The organism is Brevibacterium sp. Lmc1, assembly GCF_057654315.1.
On sequence record NZ_CM172803.1, the window covers coordinates 2,131,509 to 2,155,957 of the forward strand.

Here is a 24,449-nt window from a genome sequence, read left to right on the forward strand (position 1 = left end):
CCACATGGATGAGAGTCTGCTCACTGAGTGCTTCGGTGAGAGTTGGTCAACCGCCGCCTCTCGAACGCGGTGCGCGAGCTGCGCAGATCCAGGCCGGTGGAGTCTGCCCGGTCAGCGGGACTTGCGTGTCACCAGCTTCCGGACACCTTCGGCTCCCGTCGTCACGGTCTCCTGCGCCCGGTCGAAGGCGCGTTCGACCTTGCCGCTGCGCACAGCATCATCGATCGCGTGCGAAACGCTTCCCAGTGCACGGTTGACCCCATTCTCGGTGGCTTCGATGAGGCGGGAGGTCGAGGCCGCCTCCCGCACGTTCTTCACACCGCTGCTCGCAACGCTGTAAGCGCGTCCGGCGGCCCGGCGGGCGCGTTCGGTCGGGGTCTTCGCGGTCGCGTCGATGACGTCGTCGGGTTCGATGGGTTCGCGGTGTGAGCTCATGGCTCCATCCTTGAACACAGCCTCGGCGAAATCAACACCCTGGTTAGGATTGGACCATGAATTCCCAGCGGGAGGTCATCGCGGACCCAGAGATCATCGCGCACCGAGGCGGCCTCTGGCCGGGGATGAGCGAAAACACCCTCGAGGCCTTCGCCGCTGCGGCGTCGGCCGGAGTCGAGTGGATGGAGACCGACGTCCACGCCTCCGCCGACGGAATCCTCTTCGCCGCACACGATGCCGACCTCAATCGCATCGCCGGGCTGGACCACACCATTCGGGAACTGCCGGCAGCCGAGCTCGACCGAGTCGAACTCCTCGCGGGCGGTCGACTCCCCCGCCTCGAGACGTTGGTGGAAGCACTGCCGGACGTGCGATGGAACATCGATGTCAAAGCCGCCCACAGCATCGGCCCGATGATCCGCTTCGTTCACAATTTCCATGCCGCCGACCGCATCCGCCTCGCTTCCTTCGATTCCGCAACGCTCCGACGGCTGCGCATAGCTCTGCCCGGTGTGCGGACGTCGACGGGGACGACGGAGACCGCCCTCTTCGCCCTCGGCCGACTGCCGGGAATTCCCGACCACGGGGTTGCTCCCCTCCCGCCCGGAGCCGACGCCCTCCAGGTTCCGGTGTCGTTCAGACGGGTCCCTGTGGTGACTGCCGACTTCGTCGACCGGGCTCACCGGTCAGGTCTGCTCGTCCACGTCTGGACGATCAACGACGAGGCGACGATGCGGTCGCTGCTCGACCTCGGAGTCGACGGGATCGTCACCGATGATGTCGAGCTCGGCCTCGACGTGCTGGCCAGCCGACGCGGCTGACTCGAGATTCCGGTCGAGGAATGGATCACTCCCGGTCGGCGAGGAATATCCGAGCACGGTAGACTGTTACATTGCGTCCAAGGTGTGCAGTCGAGTCGGAAGGTCTTAGATATGAGCGAACGCAGTCTCCGCGGAACACAGTTGGGCTCGCGCAGCCTCGAAACCGAGGAGGGCGTCGAGCCGGCACCCCGCCAGATGGTCGAATTCGAATGCGAAGACGGAACCCGCTTCAAGGTGCCGTTCTCCATCGAAGCCGAAGTCCCCTCAACCTGGGATTCGGGAATCCACGGCATCGGCGTCCGCGTCGGAGTCAACGAACCCGATGGCGAGCCCGTCAAGCATGTGCGTTCCCACTGGGACATGCTCCTGGAACGCCGATCCTTCGACGAACTCCAGGTGCTCCTCGACGAGCGCCTCGCAATCCGTCGCGGTGAGGTTCCGGCCCAGAGCTGATATAACCACAACAAGAGCACACAAGGGGTGCAGGTCAACCGACCTGCACCCCTTATTGCTACCTGACGGCGGTCCAGCAACCTCGCGCGAGGTTGCTGGGCCGCCGTCAGGTAGTAAGAGGGGGAATTTAGGTGGTGGGGGTGGAACGGGTCAGCAGGCGGCGCAGCTGACTGCGGCGGCGGGTCAGGCCCCAACTCGCAACCTTCGTGAACGCCTCGGAGATGATCGAGCCGCTCATCTTCGATTCACCGAGCTCGCGTTCGACGAAGACGATGGGCACCTCGGCGACGCGGAAGCCGGCTTCGACGGTGCGGTAGGTCATGTCGATCTGGAAGCAGTATCCCTGCGACTGCACACCGGAGAGATCGAGTGCCTCGAGCACAGCGCGGTTGTACGCGCGGAAACCGGCGGTCGCATCTTTGACTCCCAGACCCATGACAGCGTTGACGTAGACGTTCGCGCCGCGGGAGAGGAAGTATCTCGACTTCGGCCAATCGACGATCTCGCCGCCGGGCACCCACCGTGAGCCGATGATGAGGTCCCCTCGTCCTTCTCCCGCGGCGTCGAGCAGCTGCCCCAGGTCGAGGGAACGGTGAGAACCGTCAGCATCGAACTCGCAGATGATCTCGTAGTCGCGTTCCAATGCCCATTCGAATCCAGCGATATAGGCCATTCCGAGCCCTGACTTCTCGCTGCGGTGGAGGACGTTGATGCGGGGGTCCTTCTCAGCCTGCTCATCGGCCCACTCGCCGGTTCCATCGGGAGAGCCGTCGTCGACGATGAGGACGTCGACTTCGGGCTGCTGTTCGAACAGTCCGGCCAATGTCACGGGGAGGGCGAGACGTTCGTTGAAAGTGGGGATGACGACAAGAATCTTGGAAAGCACGGACTCCACGATACGCGGAAGTCGCCCCAGACAATGAGTCGACACCCCCGCCTTCGGACCACGCTGCCGCAGCAGCGAGTTATCTATTGACGGGAGTGCCGACTCCATCCCACGTCAAGCGGAATGTTCACGTCGAATCTAGTGGCCGCCGGAGACTTTGCAAAATCGCTGTGACCTGGGCTGATGGCTGAAACTGCAGGTCAGAGGCTTAGTTGAAAAACCGGAACTTTCAGTCCATCGGCGTGTCGGCTGGACAGGCCGAAGCATCGGTTTCAGATCAGAGTTCCACCCGGGTGGGCAGCGCCACATCGGGAGACAGTTCGGGCAGCCCAGGCGTTCCCGACCGCGGGTCGGTGCTCCAGGCTGCGACGCGCGGGTCGGCGACCTGGACGACGAGCCGGTCGACCTTCCAGCGCACGAAATCGGCATCGGCACCGGGGGCGAGCACTCCGCCTTCGGGATTACCGGCCGCGCGGTGGGCGAAGCGGGTGGCAGCGTTGAAGGCCGCACGAGCGCCGATTCCTCCGTCGCCGACAACGGCATCCCGCACTCCTGCCCAGGGAGAGGTCTGGGAATGGCTGAAGGACACCTGCGCTCCGGCGGCGAGCAGCTGAGCCAAGGGCTGCGGGCGAGCAGGGTCGAGGGTGATGGCGATTCCGCTGCGGCCGAGGGCTTGAACCTGATCGTCCGGAACGGAGAAGTCCAGGCGCAGACGGTACCCGTGGCGTTGGGCATGAGCGGCATCGGCTCGCAGGGTCTCGAGCACCTCGGTGAGCTGGGCGTCCGAGGCGACGAGGATGAAGAGGCTCAGTGCCGGCAGCTCCTCGAGTCCGAGCAGGTCAGCGGCGGTGATCGAGGCGCGACGGGACCCAACGGAACCGGAGTCCAGCTGCGGGTAGTCGACGATCGACAGTGCCTCAGGAGTGTCGGCGGCGAACCGGGCGACCGCCTCGGCGGTGCCGATCGCGTGCACATGGGTGAAACCCTGTGCGTACAGGTCGGCTGCCGACGGGGCCGAGTCGTCCACGATCAGCCCGGCATGGACGAATCCCGGGGTGAGGAAGCCCTCACCGAGGTCGATCGCCTCCGGGTCCAGAGCCTTGGCCGCTTCATCGGAACCGATGAACGAGACCTTCCCGTCCTCATATCCCAACGCCGTCGCAAACGGATCGACACTGCTGTAAACATCTCCACCAAAGTACATAGTCACAGCCGACAGGCTACACCGTCGGCCGTTGCGGCTACACCTGTGTCAGGAGGGTCGGGTATCGTCACCTGATGTGAAGCCCTTGGTTCTGCTCGATACTCCAGCCCTGTACTACCGCGCCTTCTATTCGGTGCCGGATTCGATCGTCAATGCCGACGGTCACCCGGTCAACGCCGTTCGAGGGGTGCTCGACACCGTCGCGCAGATGGTGCGCCGGTTCGACACCGATCGTGTGATCGCGACGATGGACGCGGATTGGCGTCCGGCCTTCCGCACCGCGATCATGCCCGAGTACAAGGCGGCACGCGTCAAGGACGAAGAAGCCGGCACGGAGATCCCACCTGAGCTGGCCGTGCAGCTGCCGATCATGAACCGCGTCCTCACAGCCGCGGGGATTCCCATCGCCGAGGTGGCCGGGACCGAAGCCGATGACGTCATCGCCACGATGGCTGCCCAGTCGAAAACCCCTGTGATCATCGTCTCCCCCGACCGCGATCTGTTGGCTCTGCTCGACTCGTCCGCCGAAGTCAGCGTACTGCGCCCCCGGAAAGGCGGCGAGTGGGAAGCCCTGGCACAGACCGACCTTCCGACCGCCTACGGAGTGCCCGACGGCGCCCGCTATCGCGAGCTCGCCGCTCTGCGCGGCGATCCGTCCGACGGGCTTCCCGGAGCACCCGGTATCGGGGAGAAGACCGCCGCGACGCTGCTGGAGAACTTCGGCTCCCTCGAATCGATCGTCAAGGCCGCCAAGGCCGGGGTGAAGACCGGCGGGCTCAGTCCGAAGCGAGCCGCAACGATCATCGAGGTCGAGGAGAGTCTCTACAAGACTCTGGAGGTCATGCGCTGCCTGACCGACGTCGAGCACGGCATCGACCTCGACCGCGTCCCGAACAGCTTCGACCGCGCCGGGGTCGAAGCTGCGGCCGAGGGGCAGAACATCCGCCGCTCCGTCGACAATCTCACCAGTGCTCTCGAATCCGTGTCGGGGACCGCCGGTGCGGCTTCCGCACGCTCCGCGGCACCTGGGAGCACAGCGACAGCGTCCCTGCCATCCAAGTCTGCCGTGTCAGCTGAGTCAACAGTACGGAACGGGACCGACGGTTCGTGGGCTCAGTCGCGGCTCGTCGGCTTCGACCTCGAGACCACCGGAGTCGAACCGGCCACCGCCCGAATCGTCACCGCCGCCTTCGTCGACTCGGCGGATCAGGTGCGCACGTGGCTGGCCGATCCGGGGATCGAGATCCCCGAATCGGCGCGGGCGGTCCACGGCATCACCACCGAATTCGCTCAGGCCAACGGAGCCGCCGCCACCCAGGTCATCAGCGAGCTGTGCGCAGAATTCGCCGCACTGAGAGAAGAAGGCGCCGTCGTCGTCGGACACAACGTCGTCTACGACCTCAGTGTGATGGCCGCCGAGGTGGCCCGCCACCGCCCGGACATCGATTTCCCCTCGATCATCCCGACGATCGTCGACACCTTCGTCGTCGACAAGCACATCGATCCCTACCGCAAGGGCAAACGGACGCTCATCGAGACGGCGAAGACCTACCGCGTCGAACTCCTCGACGCCCATGATGCTGCCGCCGACGCTCTGGCCGCTCTGGACATTTCCCGAGCATTGGCCGAAAAGTCGACGGAAATCTGGGCGATGAGCAACGATGAGATCATGGCCGCACAAGCCGATTGGAAGCGCTCACAGGCGGCAGGGCTGCAGGCCTGGCTGCGGAAGAAGGGCAACGCCGAGGCCGTCGTCGACGGTTCGTGGCCCATGTCCTGAACGCTAGACTCGACATCGACGTACAAACGACGAAGGACGACAATGGGATTCTTTTCTCGCCTGCTCAACCGACCCGGCTCTCATGCGGAGAAGACGACAGGTTGGTTCGAGCGCGCCGTCGACGATCTGGACGCGGCCGGGCGCGAATTCTCCGAGCTCAGCGATGCCGAAATCACGGAGGCCGCCGGCGAGGTCTTCGGCTCGGGCACACAGCAGCAGACTCTCATCCGCTACTGCGCTCTGGCGCGCGAAGCTGGTGAGCGGGTGCTGGACGAACGCGCCTATGACACACAGCTTCGCGGACTCGTCGGGCTGCTGCAGGGCAGCATCGTCCAGATGGCCACCGGTGAGGGCAAGACTCTCGTCGGTGCGCTGGCCGCAGCCGGCTACGCACTGCAGGGGCGACGCGTGCACGTCGTCAGCGTCAACGACTACCTCGCCGTCCGTGACCGCAACTGGATGAAGCCCCTGTTCGACCTCCTCGGGGTGAAGTCAGCCGCGATCTCCGGCGCGCAGGGCGACGACGAACGCCGTGAAGCCTACCGCTCCGAGGTCGTCTACGCCTCGGTCACCGAGGTCGGCTTCGATGTCCTCCGTGACCGGTTCCTCACCGAGGATGCCGATCAGCGGGTTCCCGAACGCGATGTCGTCATCGTCGATGAGGCCGACTCCGTGCTCATCGACGAGGCGCGTGTGCCGCTCGTCCTCGCCGGTTCTTCCAGTGTCCAGGACACCGACGCCGCGATCGCAGCGCTCGTGTCCCGGCTCAGCCCTGACACCGACTATGAGGTCAGCGCCGACAGGCACGCCGTCTCACTCACCGACGCCGGAGTCGACCGGGTCGAGGAGGAACTCGACGTCGAACTCTTCGGAGAGGACTCCGAGACGCTCGCCGCCGTCAATCTGGCACTCCACGCCCGAGCGCTGGTCAGACGCGACGTCGACTATCTCGTCGTCGATGGACGGATCAAACTCATCTCCTCGTCCCGAGGTCGCGTCGCCGAACTTCAGCGCTGGCCGGACGGACTCCAAGCCGCGGTCGAAGCCAAGGAGAGCCTCGACGCCACCGACAGCGGTGAGATCCTCGACCAGATGACGGTCGAAGAGCTCATCCACGGATATCAGACCGTCTGCGGAATGACCGGCACCGCCCTGGCCGTCGGGGACGATCTGCGCGAATTCTATGGGCTGGAGATCGTGCCCATCGATACGCACCTGCCCGTGATCCGCGTCGACGAACCCGACCGCCTGTTCACCTATCAGGAGTCGAAGGAACGAGCGATCGTCGAAGAGGTCGCCGACCAGCATGCCCGCAGCCGTCCCGTTCTCATCGGCACCTCCTCGGTGGCCGAGAGCGAGTCGTTGGCCGAACGGCTGACCGAACGCGGAATCGACGTCGCCGTCCTCAACGCCAAGGACGATTCCCGGGAAGCAGAGATCATCGCGAAAGCAGGTGCACCTGGCGCGGTGACGGTGTCGACGCAGATGGCCGGACGCGGGACGGACATCCGACTGGCCGACGACGAGGTCGCTGACGCCGGGGGCCTCCTCGTCATCGGCGCCGGTCGCTATCCGTCATCGCGACTCGATGACCAGCTGCGCGGTCGCGCAGGTCGTCAGGGCGATCCCGGCACGTCCGTGTTCTTCACCAGCCTCGAAGACGAACTGGTCACCAGGGTTCCCGAGATCCAACGCTTCGTCTCCGAAGGTGATGAGACGGGTCTCATTGAATCCAAGCGCGCGCTCGGCCTCGTCGAACACGCTCAGCGCATCGCTGAGGGACAGAACACCGCACTGCATCGTGACACCTGGCGCTTCAACGAGCTCATGGCCAAACAGCGCGAGCTCGTCCTTGAGCGCCGAGCCGAGATCCGCAAGGACGACGAGCCCGTCGAGCAGCTGCGCAAGGAGCTCGGCGACCGTGCCGATGAGATCGCGCAGGACCACTCCGAGGAGCTGCTGGACTCGGTGCTGCGAGAGGTCATGCTCTTCCACCTCGACGCGCGTTGGGTTGATCACCTCGCCTTCCTCAACGATCTGCGTGAGGGCATCCACCTGCGCACATTCGCCAGGGAGAAGCCGCACGAGGCGTTCAACACCGAGTCGATTCGGGTCTTCTCATCGTTCTGGTCCGATGTCATCGACGATTCGAAGTCGACGATCGAGGAAGCGACGATCACCGATGAGGGAATCGACCTCGAGTCGCACGGACTCAAACGCCCGTCGTCGACGTGGACCTACCTGACGACGGAGAACGCGTTCGGCTCCGATATCGAGAACATCGTGAAGAAGGTCCGCCGCTGAGACGAAGACGATGCGTCTGCGCTCCCCCGGCGGAGAGCGCAGACGCGGTGACGCTCAGGAGTCGGCGACGACTCCGCGACGAATGGCTTCGATGGTGCGACGAACGCGCACTGCGGTCTCCGCGTCGATGACCTCCGCGACCTGACCGAGCAGATCGAGGCTCTGCTTGGCCCATCTGACGAAGTCACCGGCGGCGATATCGCTGCCCCGCAGTGATTCCGACAGGGCTCTGCCTTCTGTCCACCGGTACATCGGTCTGATCAGCCCACGGTCCGGTTCGTCAGTCGTGGTCAGAGCATGCTGTTCTTCGAGGTGGAAGAGCCGACGCCAGATCGTCTCCGATTCGTCGCAGACAGCCTTGAGGTCGGGGCTCGGAGCCCGATGTGCGGTCAGGGTGTCCCTGCGCGACTGGAAGACGAAGATCGATGCGAAGGCCGCAAGTTCCGGCTCATTGAGTCTGTCCCACAATCCGGCGCGGATCGTCAGTGCCACCAGGAGATCCCGTTCGCCGTAGATCCGACGCAGCATAGTCGAGTGCTCGGGATCGAACCCGAGCCCGCGCAGCACATCCTGGACTCGGTCGAACACCAGAGCGATCGAGGTGGTGCGGCCTTCGATCCGGGCGATGAGCGAATCGTTCTCCCGGATGAGTTTGTCCGCACGGTTGGCCCACCGGGCGTGGAGTTCCCGGTCCGGGCAGTCGTGACAGGGATGTGCCCGCATCTGCGCTTGGAGCTCGGCGACAGTGGTGCTCTCCCCCTGATGCTCTCGGGTCGATTCCCAATGGGCTTCCGCATCGACCCTGCCGTCGGCAACGGCGGATTCGAGGATGGACAGCAGCTGCCTGCGGTCGCCTGCCTGCCGGTGGTTGAACTTCTTCGGTACTCGGACGCGCCCTTGAGAGGCGACGGGTTCGGTCACCTCGTGGGGTCGCAGATGCCACACCTTGCCCTGCTCTGTGAGGACGGTGGGCAGTCGTGAGACACCGTCCTTGTTGCTCATCGGAGAGATGATAACTGCGCGTCCGCCGACCCGTTTGGCCGGCATCGTCACGACATCGCCGATCTTGAGAGCGGTGAGGGATTCGACGATGTCGCGCTGCCTGTTCCGCGACTTCGTCCGGGTCTCCTGCTTCTGCGTATCCGAGATCGCCCGGCGCAGTCCGGCGTATTCGGAGAAGTCACCGAGGTCGCAGTGCATGGACTTCTCGTACGCCTCGATCGTGGCTTCGTTCTTGCGCACCTTCCGGGCCAGGCCGACGACGGCCTTATCGGCCTGGAACTGGGCGAAGGAGGTCTCGAGCACCTTGGCTGCCTCGTCCGAACTCATTCGCGACAGCAGATTCGCGGTCATGTTGTAGGTCGGCCCGAACGCCGAATTCAGTGCGTAGGAACGGTTCGAGGCCAAGGCTGCCAGCTCGCTGACCTCGATGGTCGGGTGCCAGACCACGACCGAATGGCCGATGCGGTCGATTCCGCGGCGACCGGCTCGTCCGGTCAGCTGGGTGTATTCCCCCGGGGTGATCATCACATGTGCTTCGCCGTTGAACTTCACGAGCTTTTCGAGCACGACGGTGCGCGCAGGCATGTTGATGCCCAGCGCCAGCGTCTCCGTGGCGAAGACGACCTTGATGATTCCCTGCGAGAACAGCTCCTCGACGAGCTGTTTGAACTGCGGGATCATCCCCGCATGGTGCGCAGCAACTCCGAGCAGCAGACCCTCACGGAAGGTGTGATAGCCGAGGATGCCGAGGTCTTCGTCGGCGAGATCGTCGCGCAGCGACTCGAGGGCGGCATTGACGATCGTCTTCTCCTCCCGAGAGTTCAGATCGGTGCCCGTGCTCAGATACTGTTCGACGGCTTCATCGCAGCCATTGCGGGAGAAGATGAACATGATCGCCGGGAGCATGGCCGCCTCGGCGAGAGATGCCACCACCTGAGTGCGGCTGGGACGGCGGAATCGGGCACGGGTGGCACGTGCGCGCTTCGACCGCGGTCCCCCGTGTGTCCGAGTGGCGTGGTTGAGTGCCGGATCGATGCGGTCGGAATCGCTGTGCGTGAACAGGTCGTACATCCGGTGGCCGACCAGGACGTGATTGACCAGCGGCACCGGCCGGTGGCTCGTGGACACGATCGTCGTCGGTCCCCGGACTTCACGCAGCCAGGCCCCGAACTCCTCCACATTCGACACCGTCGCCGACAGAGACACCATCTGCACTCGGTCCGGCAGGTGGATGATGACCTCTTCCCACACCGGTCCGCGGAATCGGTCGGCGAGGTAGTGGACTTCGTCGAGGACGACGAAGCCGAGGTCCGAGAGACCAGACACGTCGTTGTAGAGCATATTGCGCAGCACTTCGGTGGTCATCACGATGATCGGCGCATCGCGGCGGATCGATGTGTCGCCGGTGAGCAGCCCGACGTTCTCCGCCCCGTGGACCTCTGCGAGGTCATTGAACTTCTGATTGCTCAGCGCCTTGATCGGGGTCGTGTAGAAGACCCGTTTGCCCTCGCCGCGGGCCAATTCCACAGCGAACTCCGCGATGAGCGTCTTGCCGGCACCGGTCGGCGCTGTGACCAGCACGTCCTCGCCGTCCTGCAGATGACTGCAGGCTTCGATCTGGAAGTCATCGAGGGCGAACTCGGTGCGCTCCATGAACTGTCCCAAGGGAGTGCGGGCGAATTCCGCACGCTCCTTGAAGTCGGCATAGGCGGCCGAGGGGCTCAGCGGTTCATCGGCAGAAGCGTCGGTCGAAAGCGGCGTAGGGTCAGTCATTCTTCTCTTCGTCGGTCAGTTCATCCTCGTCGACCCACAGGCCCTGCGCGATGAGGCGCTTCTTACGTCGGCGATCATTGAAGACACAGATCACCCACGCCAGACAGAACAAGGTCATCATGGGGATGACGAGGAAGAACATGGACATGGCGTCCGGAGTCGGGGTGGCGATCGCGGCGAACAGGAAGACGAGCATGACGATGATGCGCCACGATTTCTTGATCCTCTCCGCCGACAGGATTCCGAGCATGTTGAGTCCCACCATGAGCACGGGAAGGACGAACGCAAGTCCGAAGACGACGATGATGATCATCACGAAGCTCAGATAGTCCTGTGCCGGGATGATGTTCGTGCCGCCCTCGGGGGTGAACGAGGTCAGTGCCTTCACCGCATTGGGCAGAGCGAAGAACGCCATGGTCGACCCGGCCAGGAACAGCGGAATCGCTGCCCCGAGGAAACCGAGGGAGTACAGCTTCTCCTTGCGCTTCAGTCCCGGGACGATGAAGGCCCAGACCTCATAGAGCCAGATGGGGCAGGAGAGGAAGAGACCGATGAAGAACGAGAGTTTGATCTTCAGGTCGAAGGGAGAGGCGACTCCGGCGAAGTTGATCTCGGCCATCCGTCCGCCGTTGTCACGGATCGTCCGGATCGGCTCTTGGAGGATGTCGAGGACAGGGTCGTAGAGGAACCAGCCTGCCACCGCGCCCAGAGCGATGGCGATGGCGGAGATGATGACGCGATTGCGCAACTCGACGAGGTGCCCGACGACGGGCATCTTCTTCTCAGGATTGCTCTTCCGTGATCGAGATGGCTTCCGCTGGCTGTTCTCTTTCACTTCTCGTGAGACTGCGGGTCCTGCTTCTCTCGCCGCGACTCCTCGGTACCAGTGGTTTCACCGGTGGCCGTGGTGGAATCGGTCGAGGAGTTCTGGTTGAGCGCTCCCGGCTCGGTGGTCTTGCCGGATTCGTCGTCGTCGCGCAGGTCCTTGACTTCGGACTTGAAGATCTTCATCGACTGTCCCAGGCTTCGGGCCAGCTGCGGCAGTTTGGGTGCGCCGAAGATGATCACGATGATGAGGATCACGATCGCGATCTGCACGAAACTTGGTCTCATGGGGAGCTCCTTGGATTGTTGATGCTGTGGATGATTCTACGCGCTGCGGCTGAGCCTTTCATCCACATCCGGGCGCGGTCTTCGTCTCAGCCGAGCCTGCGCAGGGCGGCCGCAACGGCTTCGGTGTCGTCGATCTCGGTGATGACATCGGCATGGCAGAGCAGGAACCGGCTGAGCCAATCCACCGAATGCACGAGCAGGCGGATGCGTACGCTCGTGTCACCGCCGTCGAGGTACTCGCGATTCGTCACGTCGAGTTCATCTGCCAGCCATGCTCCCGCGGCCCCGAGACCGAGGGTGACTTCGTAAGAGCTCGTCGTCGACTCACTGACCGACATCGGCGGATGCGCTGCCGGTTCCCAGGAACGGATGCGCCCCAGGGCGAAGCGGCGGGGTGCTCCGGCCGAGTAGCACCAGGCATCGACGTACCAGTCAGCACCAGGTACGAGCCGGGTCGGGGCGATGGTCCGGGTCGTGAGTTCGTCGCGGGAGCCGACGTAGTAGTCGATGCTCATCGCCGTGCCTTCTTCGACAGCCTGTCGCAGTGCGGTCAGCAGCTCTTCGTCGGCATCGATGGGGCTGACGTCGACGGCGGTGCGCAGGTTCTCTCCTGCCGCCACACGCAGTTTGGATGCTGCTGTGGCCACGGCTTCGGAATCGAGTCCGGGCAGGGAAGAGAGCATATCGAGCGCGAGCACGAGGACGCCGGCTTCCTCGGCGCTGAGCCGCACGGGCACGGAGACCTCTTCGGCGTTGGAGATGAATATCTGCCCGCCTTCCCAGGAGGCGTCGATGAGATCATCGGGCATATGTCCGGGTCGACCTGTGACGAAGAGCAGCTGCAGATCGTCGATGAGGGTGTCGGAGTCGATGCCGAAATAGGCGGCGGTCTCTTCGAGGTCCGCTCCCGGATGCGCGTCGAGGTAGGGCACGAGGCTGAGCAGCCGGGTGAGGCGTTCACGCGCTGAGGACACTGGTGCCTCCCAAGCGGTTGAGCGAGTCCCGAATCGTTTCGCGTCGGCGGTCGACGGCACGCACGAGGTCGGGCGGATCGACCACGTCGACGGCGTCCCCGAAGCCGACGATCTCAGCGGCGAGGCCCTCGACATCGGAATACCCGATGATCACGTCGTCTCCGTCGCTGCGGATCTGTCGACGGCGCAGCGGATCGGCCCGGTGCGCACGGATGCGCAGCGTCGCCTCGGCGACGACGGCCATCTCGGAACTCGACTGCAGCGCCAGCTGCGGGGAGAAGTCCTCGGGAATCTCATAGTCGCCGGGTTCACGGCCGCTGAGCTTCGCGATCCCTCCCTCAACACGGGAGAGCCGGAAGGTGCGGCGAGCTTCGCGATCGAGATCGAAGCCGAAGAGGTAGACGCGGTCACCGCGGCTGAGCAGCGCATAGGGTTCCAGACGCACTTTCCTCACGCTCTGGCCGGGTTTGTGGTAGCGGAAGCCGACGGCTTCGCGGGCGTTGATGTGGTGAAGGGCCGTGGCGAAGTTCGCGCTGGCCAGCCGGTGCGCGGCGGTGCCCGGGTCGACGCTTCCCGGTCCGGCGGCGGACTGGCCGAGGTCGATGCCGAGAGCACGCAGCTTCGTCAGCGCCTGAGCCGAGGACTCCCCGAGTTCGGTCTCCGCCCAGAACGCGGCGGCCACGGTCACGGCAGCCACCTCGGCGGGGGTGAGATCGACGTCGCCCATCGCATAGTCGGCGGTGGAGATCCGATACCCCGTCTCCCCCGCATCGCCATAGGCATCGTGTTCGGCCCGGGTGGCGATGGTGATGCCCATGTGCCGCAGCAGCTCTTTGTCGCGAGAGAATTTGCGATCGAAGGCGACCTCGTCGAGTCCGGAATAGCCGTCGATGGCGCTCATCAGCGTCTTGCGCGACACCCAGCCGCGGGAAGCGCGCAGGGCGATCAGCAGATTCATCAGACGTTCGGTCTGCTGTCTCTGTCTGCTGGTGCGGGGTGTATTCACGATTCCACCGTAACCTAAGCCGGGCGATAGTCTTGGGACCATGATTCATTGGCGCAAAGGAATCGTCGCAGCGATTCGCTCCACCCGGCCAGGATACACAGAGGTCGAGGTCGAACTGGACGAGGCCGTGCCCGGCACCGATGTGAGATCCATCCGAGCGGTCGCCTACACCGATGCCGTCGGGCAACCGCAGAACCGGGACACCGTCATCGTCAATGTCTCGGCTCTTGCGAAGCGCCTGGGCACCGGTGGCTTCGGTCTCATCGTCGCCCTACCCGATGCGCTGCCGGCAGATCCCCCGGACGGCCCCGGTCATCTGGTCAAGGACCGCTATTCGCCGTTGCAGACGATGGTCCTCGGCGTCGACGATCAGGAGTCGCAGCATCATTCCACCCTCGCCGAGGCGGACAGCCTCGGTGGCATGCCGGTGGTCGTGGCCGATCTGCATTCGGCTCTGCCCGCGGTACTTGCCGGCATTCGCGCCGTCGACCCGTCGTTGTCGGTGGCTTATGTGCTCAGTGATGGTGCGGCTCTGCCGGCCCCGTTCTCTCAGGCCGTCGCCGGACTCAAGGACGCCGGCTGGCTTCAGGGCGTGATCAGCACAGGTCAGGCCTGGGGCGGAGATCTCGAAGCGGTGACCATCCACACGGGACTGCTCGCGGCCAAACACGTGATGGGTGCCGATATCACCATCGTCGCTCAGGGGCCAGGGAACCTGGGCACCGGCACGAAGTACGGCTATTCGGGACTGGTCACCGGAGAGCACCTCAATGCCGCCGCTCTGCTCGGCGGGCATCCGATCGGTCTGCTGCGGATGTCGAACGCCGATGCCCGCGGCCGCCATTTCGGTATCTCCCATCATTCGCTGACGCCCTTGAGTGAGATCGCACGACCGGGGATGACCGTACCGGTGCCCGATTTCTCCACCCTCACCGAGGCGGAACGAGCCGAGATGGACCCGGATCCCGGTGTCGTCGCCGAAACTGTGGCCGAGCAGCTGCATCGACTCCGGAAGCATGATCTCGTCGACATCGATCTGATGGGGCTGTGGGAAGCGCTGCGCACCTCACCTGTGGGTCTGTCGACAATGGGCAGGAAGCTGCCCGCCGATGCTGCGTCGTTCCTCGCAGCGGCCGCCGCTGGACGCTGCGCCGCCGGGCTCGCGCGCCGCTGACCGCGTCGAACACAGGTCAGCGCCTGATCTCCTCAGAATCCCCCTCCGCGTCGGCGAAGACAGATGTGGCCGGGTTCCGAAGAACCCGGCCACAGCCGTCTCAGTCAGGATCAGCGTGTGCTGATGATCCGGCTGAGTCTCAGCGCACGTTCTCGAGGTCGCAGACGAAGATCAGCGACTCTCCGGGTTGGATGACTCCGCCTGCGCCCTGATCGCCGTACGCCAGGTGCGGTGGGATCTGCAGGGTGCGGCGTCCGCCGACCTTCATGCCCTGGATGCCCTGGTCCCAGCCGGAGATGACCATTCCGGATCCGAGGCGGAACTCCAGCGGGGTGCCGCGGTTGTACGAGGCGTCGAATTCCTCGCCCGTGGAATGGGCGACTCCGACGTAGTGCACGCTCACGGTGTCGCCGGGTCCCGCCTCGGCGCCGGTGCCGATCACATCATCGGTGATGATGAGCTCGGTCGGGGCGTCCCCGCCGGGGAAATCGACTTCGGGCTTCTGCTTGCTCATGTGTTCCTCCTGGTGTCGGTTCGGTTGAGATATCGGACGTTCTCAGCCCTGGGCCGAGAGGATGTCGACGACGAAGATCAGGGTCGCATCACCTGGGATGGACGGTTCGCTGCCCTGTTTGCCATACCCCTTGTCCGGCGGGACGACGAGGACGACCTGGTCGCCGACCTTCTTGCCGACGAGCCCCTCGTTCCAGCCGTCGATGACCTGGGCCTCGCCGACCGGGGCGACGACGAAGGGCTGTCCGTCCTTCTTCCAGTTCGAGTCGAAGGTCTTCGATGTGTCGTCCCAGAGCCAGCCGGAGTACTTCACGGCGACGCTCTGGCCCTTCTTGACCTCGTCGCCTTTGCCTTCGATCGTCGTGTACGACTCGAGCTCGGTCGGCTTCTTGCCCTTCGGCTTCGAGATCGATGGGGCGCCGTCGTCGCCCCACTTCACGGTCACAGGGTTGTCCGACTGATCGGCCTTCTTCCCCTCGGCGCGAGTCAGCGGCTTCTTCGTGTCCTCGATGTCGATGACGTAGACGAGCGTCTGCGACGCCTCCCCCTGCTGGGCGCTGCCGTTGAGCGACATCATCACGCGGGAACCGACCTTGACGTCGATGAGTGCGTTGTAGAGGTCTTCGGAGATCTGGGACTTGTCCATGGGGAATCCGGCGGCGGAGTCCGAATCGTAGCTGGATTCGACGGTCTTGCCGGTCGTCCCGGAGACCAGCGTCATCTGTGCCGTGACCTGCTCGCCGTCGGCGACCTTGTCGCCGGTGCCCTCTTTGAGCACCTTCTTCTCGGTCTTGTCCATGACCAGCGGTGCTTCGAAGCTGACCTTGGGCTTCTTCCCCATCTTGCCGTCGACGGTGATGTCGTCGAGGCTGGTCGACTTCGCGTCCTGAGCGGCCACCGACGGCGGAGGCGTGGTCGAGTCCTCTGACTCATCACCCTGCCCGCAGGCCGAGAGCAGCAACAGGCCCGCCGCGATGGCGCTGAGCACTTTGGTGCGCACTGGTTTCCTTTCGTCACGCCGAGGCCGCGCCCGGGTAGGGGCTCGACCGAATCACAGGGCGATCTTACAGGCCCGCGATGAGTGTTTCCGCCTGCGGGTGAGTCGTGGCGAACGGGTCCTTGAGTGCGACGGCTCGACCGGATTCGTCGTTGAGGCGCAGGTGCACCCAGTCGACGGTGTAGTCGCGACGGGCCGCATGGGCTGCGCGGACGAATTCGCCGCGGATCGCCGCCCGTGTGCTCGCTGGCGGTACGTCCTTCGATCGTTCGGCTGCCTCGGCGGGGACGAGACTCTTCGCCATTCCCGCGGCCTCGAGCTTGGGAAACAGCCCCGTCGCGGGCGTGATGTCGTGGAAGGCGATGTCGAGTCGGTGGATGCGCGGATCGGCGATATCCGTGATTCCGCGCTGCAGCGACCGTTCGATGAGGGTGCGTTTCATCACCCAGTCGATCTCCGTGTCCACGGTCGAGAAGTCCTGCGATTCGACGGCGGTGAGCATCCGCGTCCACAGGTCGATGACGTAGTGGGCCAGATCATCATCGCCGAGGCTGTGCTCCCCGGACTCCACGATCCGCTGTGCCCGATCCCGGTAGTCGCCGAGCAGTCCCAGCGGAGTCGTCGTGGTTCCGTCGGTGCGTTCGAGCACGACCCGTCCCGTGAGATCACGGGCGACGAGCCTGATATCGCGCACCGGGTGGCGCAGCCCGTTCTCCGGGATCCGTGCGCCCTGTTCGATGAGGTCGAGCATGAGGACTGCGGATCCGATCTTCAGCGCCGAGGTGGCCGTCGACATCGAGGAATCACCGACGATGACGTGCAGCCGCCGGTACTTCTCCGCATCGGCGTGCGGTTCGTCGCGGGCGTTGATGATCGGACGCGACCGTGTCGTCGCCGATGACAGTCCTTCCCACATGACGTCGGACCGAGCTGAGAGGCCGAACATCATCTCCGAGCGGTCGGCTTCCTCATCGGGGGTGAAGGCCGAACGGCGCGGGATCACGGCTCCGGCACCGACGAGCAGCTGACGCGAGACGAGGAAGGGCAGCAGGACCGTGGTCAGCCGGTTGAAGTCGAGGGTACGGCGGATGAGGAAGTTCTCGTGGGACCCGTAGGAGTTGCCTGCCGCGTCCGTATTGTTCTTGACCATGTGCACGCGTCCGCCGATGCCATCGACTTCTAGCGCGGTTTGGGCCTTGTCCAGCAGGTCGATCATCAGACCTTCGCCGGCTCGGTCCTGGGAGAGCAGGTCCCCGAGATCATCGCATTCGGCGGTCGCATACTCCGGATGGGATCCGACGTCGAGGTAGAGGCGCGACCCGTTGGGCAGGAACACGTTCGACGACCGGCCCCATTCGACGACAGGACGGAAGAGATACCGGGCGATCTCCTCGGGGCCGATGCGACGTCCGTCGGGGTCGGCGGTGTGGGCGAGTCCGTATTCGGTTTCGAGCCCGTAGATGCGTGCCATTCAGTCCTCCCGCAGTGCGCTCATCGCCGCGTCGTCGAGGCGGCGGAAGGTCCGCTGCTTCGTCGTCGTGCGGTCGAGGACGGCTGCCTCGAGTGCGTCGGTGGCCAGGATCGCCTGGGTCGCGGCTCCCAGTGCGGTCACACCGTGGTTGAATACTTCGCGCAGAGTCATCTGTGAGCTGCGCACCCCGGCCAGGGATGCCGTGATCGCATCGGCCTGACCGCCGATGGCCACATGTTCGGTCTCGTCGATGACGGATCCGTCGTAGCTGAGCCGGTAGAGCTGGTCGGTCTCCGGTGTGAGTCCGAGTTCGGCGACGACGAGTTCGACCTCGAACGGCTTCGACTCGGTGGTGAAGACGCCGGCCAGCGTCTGTGCGTACGCGTTCGTCAGTCCGCGAGCGGTGACGTCGGTGCGGTCGTAGGAGTATCCGCGCAGGTCGGCGTAGCGGACTCCGGCTTGGCGCAGGGTCTCGAATTCGTTGTACTTGCCGACGGCGGCGAAGCCGATGCGGTCGTAGATCTCAGCGATCTTGTGCAGCGTCGGTGACGGGTTCTCCGCCAGCAGCAGGATGCCTGTGTCGAAGCGCATGACGACGACGGATCGGCCGCGGGCGATGCCCTTGCGGGCGAAGTCGGCCCGGTCCTTCATCAGCTGTTCGGGTGAGACGTAGAACGGTGCCTGACTCATCGACGGTCCTTTCGCGGTAACGGTGCCGCAGTCATCACCGGGCGGTGGCCGTGCGGCGGGCGACGACCTCGGTGGCGGTGTCCAAGACGGAGGCCGAATCGACCTCGGTGACCCCGTTCTCGAGGTCGACGGTGAAGATCGTCGGGGCGATCTGCCGGACGAAATCCGGTCCGCCCGTCGCCGAGTCGTCGTCGGAGGCGTCGAAGAGGGCTTCGACGGCAACCCCAATCGCCTGCTCGTGGTCGAGGTCGGCCCGCCACAGCTTCTTCAGCGCCCCGCGGGCGAAACCGGAACCGGAGCCGATGGAATGGAATCGGTGCTCTTCGTACTTTCCGCCGGTGACGTCGAAGCTGAAGATCTGACCCTGCGGTCTGGATACGTCGACTCCGGCGAACAGCGGGACGACGGTGAGTCCCTGCATCGCCAGCCCGAGGTTTCCGCGCAGCATCGCAGCCAAGCGGTTGGCTTTGCCGTTGAGCGAGAGACGGGCGCCTTCGATCTTCTCGTAGTGTTCGAGTTCGAGTTGGAAGAGCCGGATGAGGTCGAGTGCGACCCCGGCGGTGCCGGCGATGCCGATGACGGAGTAGTCGTCGGCGGCTTTGACCTTCTCCATCGAGTGCGAGGCGATGAGGTTGCCGATCGTCGCTCTCCGGTCACCGGCCATGAGGATGCCCGAGGCGGTGCGGAAGCAGATGATCGTCGTGCCCTCCGGGGACTGTTCGGCCAGATCCCGCACACCGGGGTGCGGCAGCGCTTCAGGCGCCGAGGAGCGGGCGAGTTCGACGAACGAATTGCTCGTCGAACTCAAGAATGCAGGAGGGAATCCTGCCATCTCATTGGCCGCCCTTCTGCACGAAGTTCTTGACGAACTCCTCCGCGTTCGACTCGAGCACACCGTCGATCTCGTCGAGGATGGAATCGACGTTCTGAGTGTTGATCTGTCCCTGCACGGCCTCCGGCGGATCGACGGGGGCGTCTCCCCCACCGGACGATTTGTCTCTCTGGACCTGTTCCTGCGAGCTCATCTCACACTCCTTCAGTCGTTCTTCGAACTCAGTCTATCCACTCCGAGTGCCTTGAGCAGGCCCTCGGCGGTTTCGATTCCCTCCACCCGATCGGCAAGCAGCTCACGGGTGCCTTTGAGCGGTTCGTGCATGGGCAGACGCACCACACCGAGGGCTCCCGCGTTGACCACGAGCGAGTCCCAGCTGGCGGCGACCAGATCCTCGCCGAGGCGGCTGACCGCCACGGAGCGCAGGAACGCGCGGGTCCCGTCGGGTGCGTTGACCACGGCGGCTTCGACCTCGGCGTCGGTGGTCATCCGACGGATGCGGCCGGCTCGTTCGAGCTTGTGGAACAGTCCCTTCTCCGGGCGCACATCGTGGTACTGGACGTCGATGAGGGCCAGCTTCGGATGGTCCCAGTCGATTCCCTCACGAGAACGGTAGCTCTCGAGCAGCACCCATTTGGCGACCCAGTCGATGGAGTCGGCCAGGGTCGTCGGGTCGGTCGAGAGCCCATCGAGGAATCGGCGCCATTCGGCGAGCACCTCGGCAGTTTCGGCATCCTCGGCATCGGCGTGTTCGAGGCACGCGGAGTAGAAGGCTTCTTGAATCTCCAATGCCGTTGTCGTCGTACCGTCGCTCAGCGCCAGCGGAGCCCTGAGGTCGAGGTCGTGGCTGACGTCCCACAGTGCCTGCAGGGCATCGGCGAGTTCGATCTGCGGTGCCAGCCCGGCCTCGATGAGTCCGAGGACGAGGGAGGTCGAACCGAAGCGGACGAACGTCGCAGGCTCCGCCAGGGTGGCGTCGCCGATGATCACGTGCAGCCGGCGGTATTTCGCGGGATCGGCATGTGGTTCGTCCCGGGTGTTGACGATGGGACGGCGCAGGGTGGTCTCGAGCCCCACTTCGGCTTCGAAGAAGTCGGCGCGGGACGAGATCTGGAAGCCCTTGCCCTCGCCTTCGCGACCGATGCCGACCCGTCCGGATCCGCACAGGATCTGCCGGGTGACGAAGAACGGGACGAGGCCCGCGACGATGTCGTCGAAGTCCGTGGACCGGTCGACGAGGTAATTCTCATGGGTGCCGTAGGAGGCTCCCTTGGAGTCCGTGTTGTTCTTGTACAGATTGACCGGTTCCGCGCTCTTCTCGAGGGTCCGCACCGATTCGAGGGCGACGAGGTCGCCGGCCCGGTCGAAGGTGACGATATCGCGTGGAGTGAGGACTTCCGGGGACGAGTACTCGGGATGAGCGTGGTCGACGTAGTAGCGGGCACCGTTCTCCGTGACGACGTTCGCCAGGTACTGGGCTTCGACGTCGTCCTGCGGGATATGGGTCAGCTGCGAGGAGTCGGCGTCGGCGATGTTCATGAAGAAGCCGCGGGCGTCGGCCAATGGAGACTCGGTGGCGAAGTCCCAGAAGTTCTGGGACGACTTCAGTCCGCGCGGCCCGGCATAGGCGTCGACGACACGCGCCGAGTCCCGCATCGGGTTCGCTCGCGGATTGCCCGGCTGGCTGAGGCCGAACTCCGTCTCGGCTCCCATGACGCGCCTGACTCTGAGCATCTGATTCTCCTCCAAGGTCTAGACTCGGGGACGTGGCAACGAAGAAATCTCATCTCCCCATCGCACTGATCGTCGACCTCATCCTCGTGGTTCTGTTCACGATCGTCGGTCATTACACACATTCTCACAATTTCGATCCGCAGGGGCTGATGACCACAGCGTGGCCGTTCGTCGCAGCCCTCGTCATCGCCTGGCTGCTCACGGCCGTCTGGGATCGGCCGATCGCTCCGTTGGCCACGGGAACCGGGGTCTGGGCTATCACCGTCCTCGTCGGACTCGTCCTGCGCGGTGTCACCGGAGCCGGCGGCGATCCGGGGTCGGTGCCGGTGAGCTTTATGATCGTCGCGACGTCGCTCAACCTCATCACTCTGGTCGGTTGGCGTCTCATCGCCACGGCCGTCTCCGGGGGTTCGGGCCGCCGCAAGCGCAGCCGTTGAGCATCTTCCCCTTCGGCACTGTGCACGGCCGGTAACGAGACGAGCCCGCCGCTTCCGTCAGCTGACGGAAGCGGCGGGCTCGTCGTTCTTACCGGACCCTTCTCAGACGAGGTCCGAGTTGGGCCGCACCTCGGCGATGTCGGTCTCGTACGGCACTGTCGGGGCTCCCCTGGTCGTGTCGAGGTGCATCATCCGCAGATGAGTGACCCGTTCACCCTTGCGCCCGGAGATCCGTGCCCATTCGTCGGGGTTCGTCGTGTTCGGCAGGTCTTCGTGTTCGCTGAACTCTTCGGCGATCGCATCCTCGAAGTGGCCGGGGCGCAGGCCGCGCTCGCCGGTGTCGAGCAGCGATTTGATTGCCGCCTTCTTCGCACGGTCGACGATGTTGTGGATCATCGCGCCGGAGGCGAAGGCCGAGAAGTGGAGGATTTCCTTCGACCCGTCGGCGTAGCTGACCTCGACGAATTCGTTCTCCGGAGTCTCTGCGAACATCCGTTCGACACAGCTGTCGATGAGTGCCGAGACCGCCTCGGCGGGGGTGTCGTGGCCGGCGAGCACGCTCGAATGCAGGGGCAGCTCCGCGGTGAGGTACTTCTCGAAGATGTCTCGGGCCGCTTCGGCGTCGGGGCGTTCGATGCGGATCTTCACATCAAGCCGGCCGGGGCGCAGGATCGCGGGGTCGATGAGGTCTTCGCGGTTCGACGCACCGATGACGATGACGTTGTCGAGCTGTTCGACTCCGTCAATCTCGGTGAGCAGCTGCGGCACGATCGTCGTCTCCACGTCCGACGACTTGCCGGTGCCGCGGGTGCGGAACAGTGATTCCATCTCGTCGAAGAACACCACGACGGGGAAGCCGGCCGACGCCTTCTCGCGTGCCCGGGCGAAGATCAGGCGCAGCTGACGTTCGGTTTCGCCGACGTACTTGTCGAGCAGCTCCGGACCTTTGATGTTGAGGAAGTAGGTCTTGCTCGTGCGGACCTTTCCGGTGCGGTCGGCCAGGGAGTTCGCCACGGCCTTTGCGATGAGCGTCTTTCCGCAGCCGGGAGGGCCGTAGAGCAGGATGCCCTTGGGCGGTTTGAGTCCGTGTTCGGTGTAGAGCTCGGGATGTTCGAAGGGCAGTTCGACGGCATCCTTGATCTGTTCGATCTGGTCGGCCAGTCCGCCGATGTCCTGGTAGGTGATGTCGGGGACTTCTTCGAGCAGCAGCGAGGAGACCTCGGGCTTCTCGACGACCTGCAGCGCGTAATGGGTCCGGGTGTCGACGATGACGGCATCGCCGACGCGCAGTCCTGCGTCGACGAGGCCGGCGGCGAGGGTGAAGACCTGCTCGTCATCGCCGGGAGCTCCGACGAGGATGCGCTGGGAGTCGACGAACTCACGGACGTTGACGACCGATCCCACGGGTGGGAACTCGCCGGTGCCGATGATGACGAGGCCTTCGGACAGGAGCACATCGGCTCCGGCTCGCAGCGTCTCGGGTTCGATTTCGGGGGCGACGGCCACGCGCATGCGTCGTCCGCCGACGATGACATCGGCCGTCACTGCGTTCTCGCCGAGCGCGATGAGCGTGCCCCAGTTGTTCGGCGGCTCGGTCAGGCGCCGAGCCTCTTCCTTGATCCGGTTCAGCTCATCACGGGCCGTGCGCAGAGTCTTCGACAGTGCTTCATTGCGTTTGCCCGCTGTGTAGAGCTGCTGGCGCAGGGACGCGGTGTCCTCGCGCAGCTTCTTCACCTCGGTCGTGGTCTCTGTCATCGATCCTCCTTCGGCCCTGTGCTGTTGCTGGTCGGGCTTTCTGTGACATCTGTGGGCTGCGCATCTGCGGAGTCCTCGGGCTCGGTGCGCAGGCGTCTGCCGGCCTCTCGCATCACCCGGCGCAGCTTCTTGCCGTGCGCGGTGCGGGTGCCGATCGCCGCCTCGGTGACTTCGGGCTCCGTCCACGCCGCCACATCCTCGGCGGCCGCGGTGGCTCCCTGGGGGCGTTTCTTCTTCTCCAACGGACTGATGCCGTCGGCCATTCGGCGGGCCATGATGAGGAACCCGGTGTGGGCGATCATCCGGTGGTCGGGCCGGACGGCGAGTCCGTCGACGTGCCAGCCGCGGACCATGGCCTCCATGGACTCGGGTTCGGCGAACTTGCCGGAAGCGCGCAGGGCTTCGACGAAGCGTGAGAGCTGCGGAACGGTGGCGACATACGCGATGACGATTCCCCCGGGTGTCAGGGCTTCGCTGACGGCCTCGAGCGTGTTCCAGGGGGTGAGCATGTCGAGGACGACGCGGTCGACGCTGCCGGGCCCGAAGGTCTGCGGCAGAGTTTCGGCAAGGTCGCCCACGGTGACGGACCAGTTGTCCGGTTCGCCGTCGAAGAAGTCGGCGATGTTTCCGGCCGCGATCGTGGCGAATTCCTCACGCAGTTCGAACGAGTGCACGGATCCCGTCGCGCCCACGGCGCGCAGCAGCGCCATCGACAGGGCTCCGGATCCGACGCCGGCTTCGACGACGGTGGCACCGGGGAAGATATCGCCGAGGGTGACGATGAGTCCCGAATCCTTCGGGTAGACGACTGCGGCGCCGCGAGGCATGGAGAGCACGAAGTCCTCGTAGCGCGGGCGGAAGACCTGGAAGTCGACTCCCCCGGTGTTCGCGACGATGATTCCTTCTGTGCGCCCGATGATGTCGTCGTGGCTGATGAGGCCCTTGTTCGTGTGGAAGTGCTCACCCGGGGCGAGCACGAAGGTGTGCATCCGCCCCTTGGGGTCGGTGAGCTGGACCTTCTCTCCGCGGCTCAGAACGCGCGGGGGCCGGGAATGCAGTGGCTGAGTCATGATGAGTCCACTCTACGCTGGTGAG

At 64.8% G+C, this 24,449-nt stretch carries 23 protein-coding genes; 6 read left to right on the top strand and 17 right to left on the bottom strand.

What is annotated here, in order from left to right; translation table 11 throughout:
* Positions 1-111 precede the first annotated feature (111 nt).
* Positions 112-435: a hypothetical protein gene (locus AC239G_RS09565; protein ID WP_181270499.1), complete on the bottom strand. Its 324-nt coding sequence runs from the start codon at positions 433-435 to the stop codon at positions 112-114.
* A gap of 56 nt (positions 436-491) precedes the next feature.
* Here AC239G_RS09565 and AC239G_RS09570 point away from each other — a divergent pair, with 56 nt between their 5' ends.
* A complete protein-coding gene (locus AC239G_RS09570) occupies positions 492-1,256 on the top strand; it encodes a glycerophosphodiester phosphodiesterase family protein (RefSeq protein ID WP_139467221.1) in 765 nt (254 codons plus the stop codon).
* Positions 1,257-1,367: 111 nt separating this feature from the next.
* The gene (locus AC239G_RS09575) at positions 1,368-1,709 is read left to right on the top strand and encodes an RNA polymerase-binding protein RbpA (protein WP_098731087.1); all 342 of its coding nucleotides are present in this window, start codon (positions 1,368-1,370) and stop codon (positions 1,707-1,709) included.
* A gap of 127 nt (positions 1,710-1,836) precedes the next feature.
* Here AC239G_RS09575 and AC239G_RS09580 read toward each other — a convergent pair whose 3' ends face one another.
* Both AC239G_RS09580 and AC239G_RS09585 read right to left on the bottom strand, forming a co-directional pair.
* On the bottom strand, positions 1,837-2,595 hold the full coding sequence (locus AC239G_RS09580) for a polyprenol monophosphomannose synthase (RefSeq protein ID WP_229663922.1): 759 nt from the start codon (positions 2,593-2,595) through the stop codon (positions 1,837-1,839).
* A 277-nt stretch (positions 2,596-2,872) separates the two neighbouring features.
* Positions 2,873-3,799 (bottom strand): amidohydrolase family protein, encoded by a 927-nt coding sequence (locus AC239G_RS09585; RefSeq protein WP_181270642.1) that lies wholly within the window; start codon positions 3,797-3,799, stop codon positions 2,873-2,875.
* A 76-nt stretch (positions 3,800-3,875) separates the two neighbouring features.
* Here AC239G_RS09585 and AC239G_RS09590 point away from each other — a divergent pair, with 76 nt between their 5' ends.
* Both AC239G_RS09590 and secA2 read left to right on the top strand, forming a co-directional pair.
* Complete coding sequence (locus tag AC239G_RS09590) at positions 3,876-5,579, top strand: 5'-3' exonuclease H3TH domain-containing protein (protein WP_487488750.1); 1,704 nt, start codon at positions 3,876-3,878, stop codon at positions 5,577-5,579.
* Positions 5,580-5,621: 42 nt separating this feature from the next.
* Positions 5,622-7,883, top strand: a complete 2,262-nt coding sequence (gene secA2 / locus AC239G_RS09595) for an accessory Sec system translocase SecA2 (RefSeq protein ID WP_139467224.1) — start codon at positions 5,622-5,624, stop codon at positions 7,881-7,883.
* A gap of 54 nt (positions 7,884-7,937) precedes the next feature.
* Here the strand turns inward: secA2 and AC239G_RS09600 are convergent, their stop codons facing one another.
* From AC239G_RS09600 to AC239G_RS09620, 5 genes are all read right to left on the bottom strand, one after another.
* Positions 7,938-10,658 carry a DEAD/DEAH box helicase gene (locus AC239G_RS09600; RefSeq protein ID WP_487488751.1) on the bottom strand — a complete coding sequence of 907 codons (2,721 nt, stop codon included), beginning with the start codon at positions 10,656-10,658 and terminating at the stop codon, positions 7,938-7,940.
* Positions 10,651-11,493 carry a twin-arginine translocase subunit TatC gene (gene tatC, locus AC239G_RS09605; RefSeq protein ID WP_308423766.1) on the bottom strand — a complete coding sequence of 281 codons (843 nt, stop codon included), beginning with the start codon at positions 11,491-11,493 and terminating at the stop codon, positions 10,651-10,653. Before tatC ends, AC239G_RS09600 begins: the two co-directional genes overlap by 8 nt.
* Positions 11,490-11,771, bottom strand: coding sequence for a Sec-independent protein translocase subunit TatA (gene tatA / locus AC239G_RS09610; RefSeq protein WP_139467226.1), 282 nt, complete (start codon positions 11,769-11,771; stop codon positions 11,490-11,492). Before tatA ends, tatC begins: the two co-directional genes overlap by 4 nt.
* Positions 11,772-11,857: 86 nt before the next feature.
* On the bottom strand, positions 11,858-12,745 hold the full coding sequence (locus tag AC239G_RS09615) for a WYL domain-containing transcriptional regulator (protein ID WP_139467227.1): 888 nt from the start codon (positions 12,743-12,745) through the stop codon (positions 11,858-11,860).
* Positions 12,729-13,751 (bottom strand): helix-turn-helix transcriptional regulator, encoded by a 1,023-nt coding sequence (locus AC239G_RS09620; protein WP_229663924.1) that lies wholly within the window; start codon positions 13,749-13,751, stop codon positions 12,729-12,731. The genes AC239G_RS09615 and AC239G_RS09620 overlap by 17 nt, the downstream gene beginning before the upstream one ends.
* Before the next feature lie 40 nt (positions 13,752-13,791).
* Here AC239G_RS09620 and AC239G_RS09625 point away from each other — a divergent pair, with 40 nt between their 5' ends.
* Positions 13,792-14,925 (top strand): DUF3866 family protein, encoded by a 1,134-nt coding sequence (locus AC239G_RS09625; RefSeq protein ID WP_139467228.1) that lies wholly within the window; start codon positions 13,792-13,794, stop codon positions 14,923-14,925.
* Between the two features lie 139 nt (positions 14,926-15,064).
* Here AC239G_RS09625 and AC239G_RS09630 read toward each other — a convergent pair whose 3' ends face one another.
* From AC239G_RS09630 to dop, 7 genes are all read right to left on the bottom strand, one after another.
* The gene (locus AC239G_RS09630) at positions 15,065-15,439 is read right to left on the bottom strand and encodes an FKBP-type peptidyl-prolyl cis-trans isomerase (protein ID WP_025778366.1); all 375 of its coding nucleotides are present in this window, start codon (positions 15,437-15,439) and stop codon (positions 15,065-15,067) included.
* A gap of 42 nt (positions 15,440-15,481) precedes the next feature.
* Entirely contained in the window at positions 15,482-16,438 is a 957-nt protein-coding gene (locus AC239G_RS09635) for an FKBP-type peptidyl-prolyl cis-trans isomerase (protein ID WP_229663925.1), read from the bottom strand.
* 64 nt (positions 16,439-16,502) lie between these two features.
* Entirely contained in the window at positions 16,503-17,906 is a 1,404-nt protein-coding gene (gene pafA, locus AC239G_RS09640; RefSeq protein ID WP_139467229.1) for a Pup--protein ligase, read from the bottom strand.
* Positions 17,907-18,596, bottom strand: a complete 690-nt coding sequence (gene prcA, locus AC239G_RS09645) for a proteasome subunit alpha (protein ID WP_139467230.1) — start codon at positions 18,594-18,596, stop codon at positions 17,907-17,909. It lies immediately after the preceding gene.
* Positions 18,597-18,630: 34 nt separating this feature from the next.
* Positions 18,631-19,428, bottom strand: coding sequence for a proteasome subunit beta (gene prcB / locus AC239G_RS09650; protein ID WP_139467231.1), 798 nt, complete (start codon positions 19,426-19,428; stop codon positions 18,631-18,633).
* A gap of 1 nt (position 19,429) precedes the next feature.
* A complete protein-coding gene (locus tag AC239G_RS09655; protein ID WP_025778371.1) occupies positions 19,430-19,621 on the bottom strand; it encodes a ubiquitin-like protein Pup in 192 nt (63 codons plus the stop codon).
* Between the two features lie 11 nt (positions 19,622-19,632).
* Entirely contained in the window at positions 19,633-21,162 is a 1,530-nt protein-coding gene (gene dop, locus AC239G_RS09660) for a depupylase/deamidase Dop (protein WP_139467232.1), read from the bottom strand.
* A gap of 32 nt (positions 21,163-21,194) precedes the next feature.
* Here dop and AC239G_RS09665 point away from each other — a divergent pair, with 32 nt between their 5' ends.
* Positions 21,195-21,599, top strand: a complete 405-nt coding sequence (locus AC239G_RS09665) for a DUF3054 domain-containing protein (RefSeq protein ID WP_139467233.1) — start codon at positions 21,195-21,197, stop codon at positions 21,597-21,599.
* A gap of 102 nt (positions 21,600-21,701) precedes the next feature.
* Here the strand turns inward: AC239G_RS09665 and arc are convergent, their stop codons facing one another.
* Together arc and AC239G_RS09675 are read right to left on the bottom strand one after the other, a co-directional pair.
* Positions 21,702-23,354 carry a proteasome ATPase gene (arc, locus tag AC239G_RS09670; RefSeq protein WP_139467234.1) on the bottom strand — a complete coding sequence of 551 codons (1,653 nt, stop codon included), beginning with the start codon at positions 23,352-23,354 and terminating at the stop codon, positions 21,702-21,704.
* On the bottom strand, positions 23,351-24,424 hold the full coding sequence (locus AC239G_RS09675; RefSeq protein ID WP_487488752.1) for a tRNA (adenine-N1)-methyltransferase: 1,074 nt from the start codon (positions 24,422-24,424) through the stop codon (positions 23,351-23,353). Before AC239G_RS09675 ends, arc begins: the two co-directional genes overlap by 4 nt.
* Between the last annotated feature and the right edge of the window lie 25 nt (positions 24,425-24,449).

Excerpts from the sequence above, each read along its gene's own strand:
- AC239G_RS09565 (WP_181270499.1), bottom strand. The coding sequence starts at position 435 with ATGAGCTCACACCGCGAACCCATCGAACCCGACGACGTCATCGACGCG.
- AC239G_RS09570 (WP_139467221.1), top strand. The coding sequence starts at position 492 with ATGAATTCCCAGCGGGAGGTCATCGCGGACCCAGAGATCATCGCGCAC.
- AC239G_RS09575 (WP_098731087.1), top strand. The coding sequence starts at position 1,368 with ATGAGCGAACGCAGTCTCCGCGGAACACAGTTGGGCTCGCGCAGCCTC.
- AC239G_RS09585 (WP_181270642.1), bottom strand. The coding sequence starts at position 3,799 with ATGTACTTTGGTGGAGATGTTTACAGCAGTGTCGATCCGTTTGCGACG.
- secA2 (WP_139467224.1), top strand. The coding sequence starts at position 5,622 with ATGGGATTCTTTTCTCGCCTGCTCAACCGACCCGGCTCTCATGCGGAG.
- AC239G_RS09600 (WP_487488751.1), bottom strand. The coding sequence starts at position 10,658 with ATGACTGACCCTACGCCGCTTTCGACCGACGCTTCTGCCGATGAACCG.
- tatA (WP_139467226.1), bottom strand. The coding sequence starts at position 11,771 with ATGAGACCAAGTTTCGTGCAGATCGCGATCGTGATCCTCATCATCGTG.
- AC239G_RS09625 (WP_139467228.1), top strand. The coding sequence starts at position 13,792 with ATGATTCATTGGCGCAAAGGAATCGTCGCAGCGATTCGCTCCACCCGG.
- AC239G_RS09630 (WP_025778366.1), bottom strand. The coding sequence starts at position 15,439 with ATGAGCAAGCAGAAGCCCGAAGTCGATTTCCCCGGCGGGGACGCCCCG.
- pafA (WP_139467229.1), bottom strand. The coding sequence starts at position 17,906 with ATGGCACGCATCTACGGGCTCGAAACCGAATACGGACTCGCCCACACC.
- prcA (WP_139467230.1), bottom strand. The coding sequence starts at position 18,596 with ATGAGTCAGGCACCGTTCTACGTCTCACCCGAACAGCTGATGAAGGAC.
- prcB (WP_139467231.1), bottom strand. The coding sequence starts at position 19,428 with ATGGCAGGATTCCCTCCTGCATTCTTGAGTTCGACGAGCAATTCGTTC.
- AC239G_RS09655 (WP_025778371.1), bottom strand. The coding sequence starts at position 19,621 with ATGAGCTCGCAGGAACAGGTCCAGAGAGACAAATCGTCCGGTGGGGGA.
- dop (WP_139467232.1), bottom strand. The coding sequence starts at position 21,162 with ATGCTCAGAGTCAGGCGCGTCATGGGAGCCGAGACGGAGTTCGGCCTC.
- arc (WP_139467234.1), bottom strand. The coding sequence starts at position 23,354 with ATGACAGAGACCACGACCGAGGTGAAGAAGCTGCGCGAGGACACCGCG.
- AC239G_RS09675 (WP_487488752.1), bottom strand. The coding sequence starts at position 24,424 with ATGACTCAGCCACTGCATTCCCGGCCCCCGCGCGTTCTGAGCCGCGGA.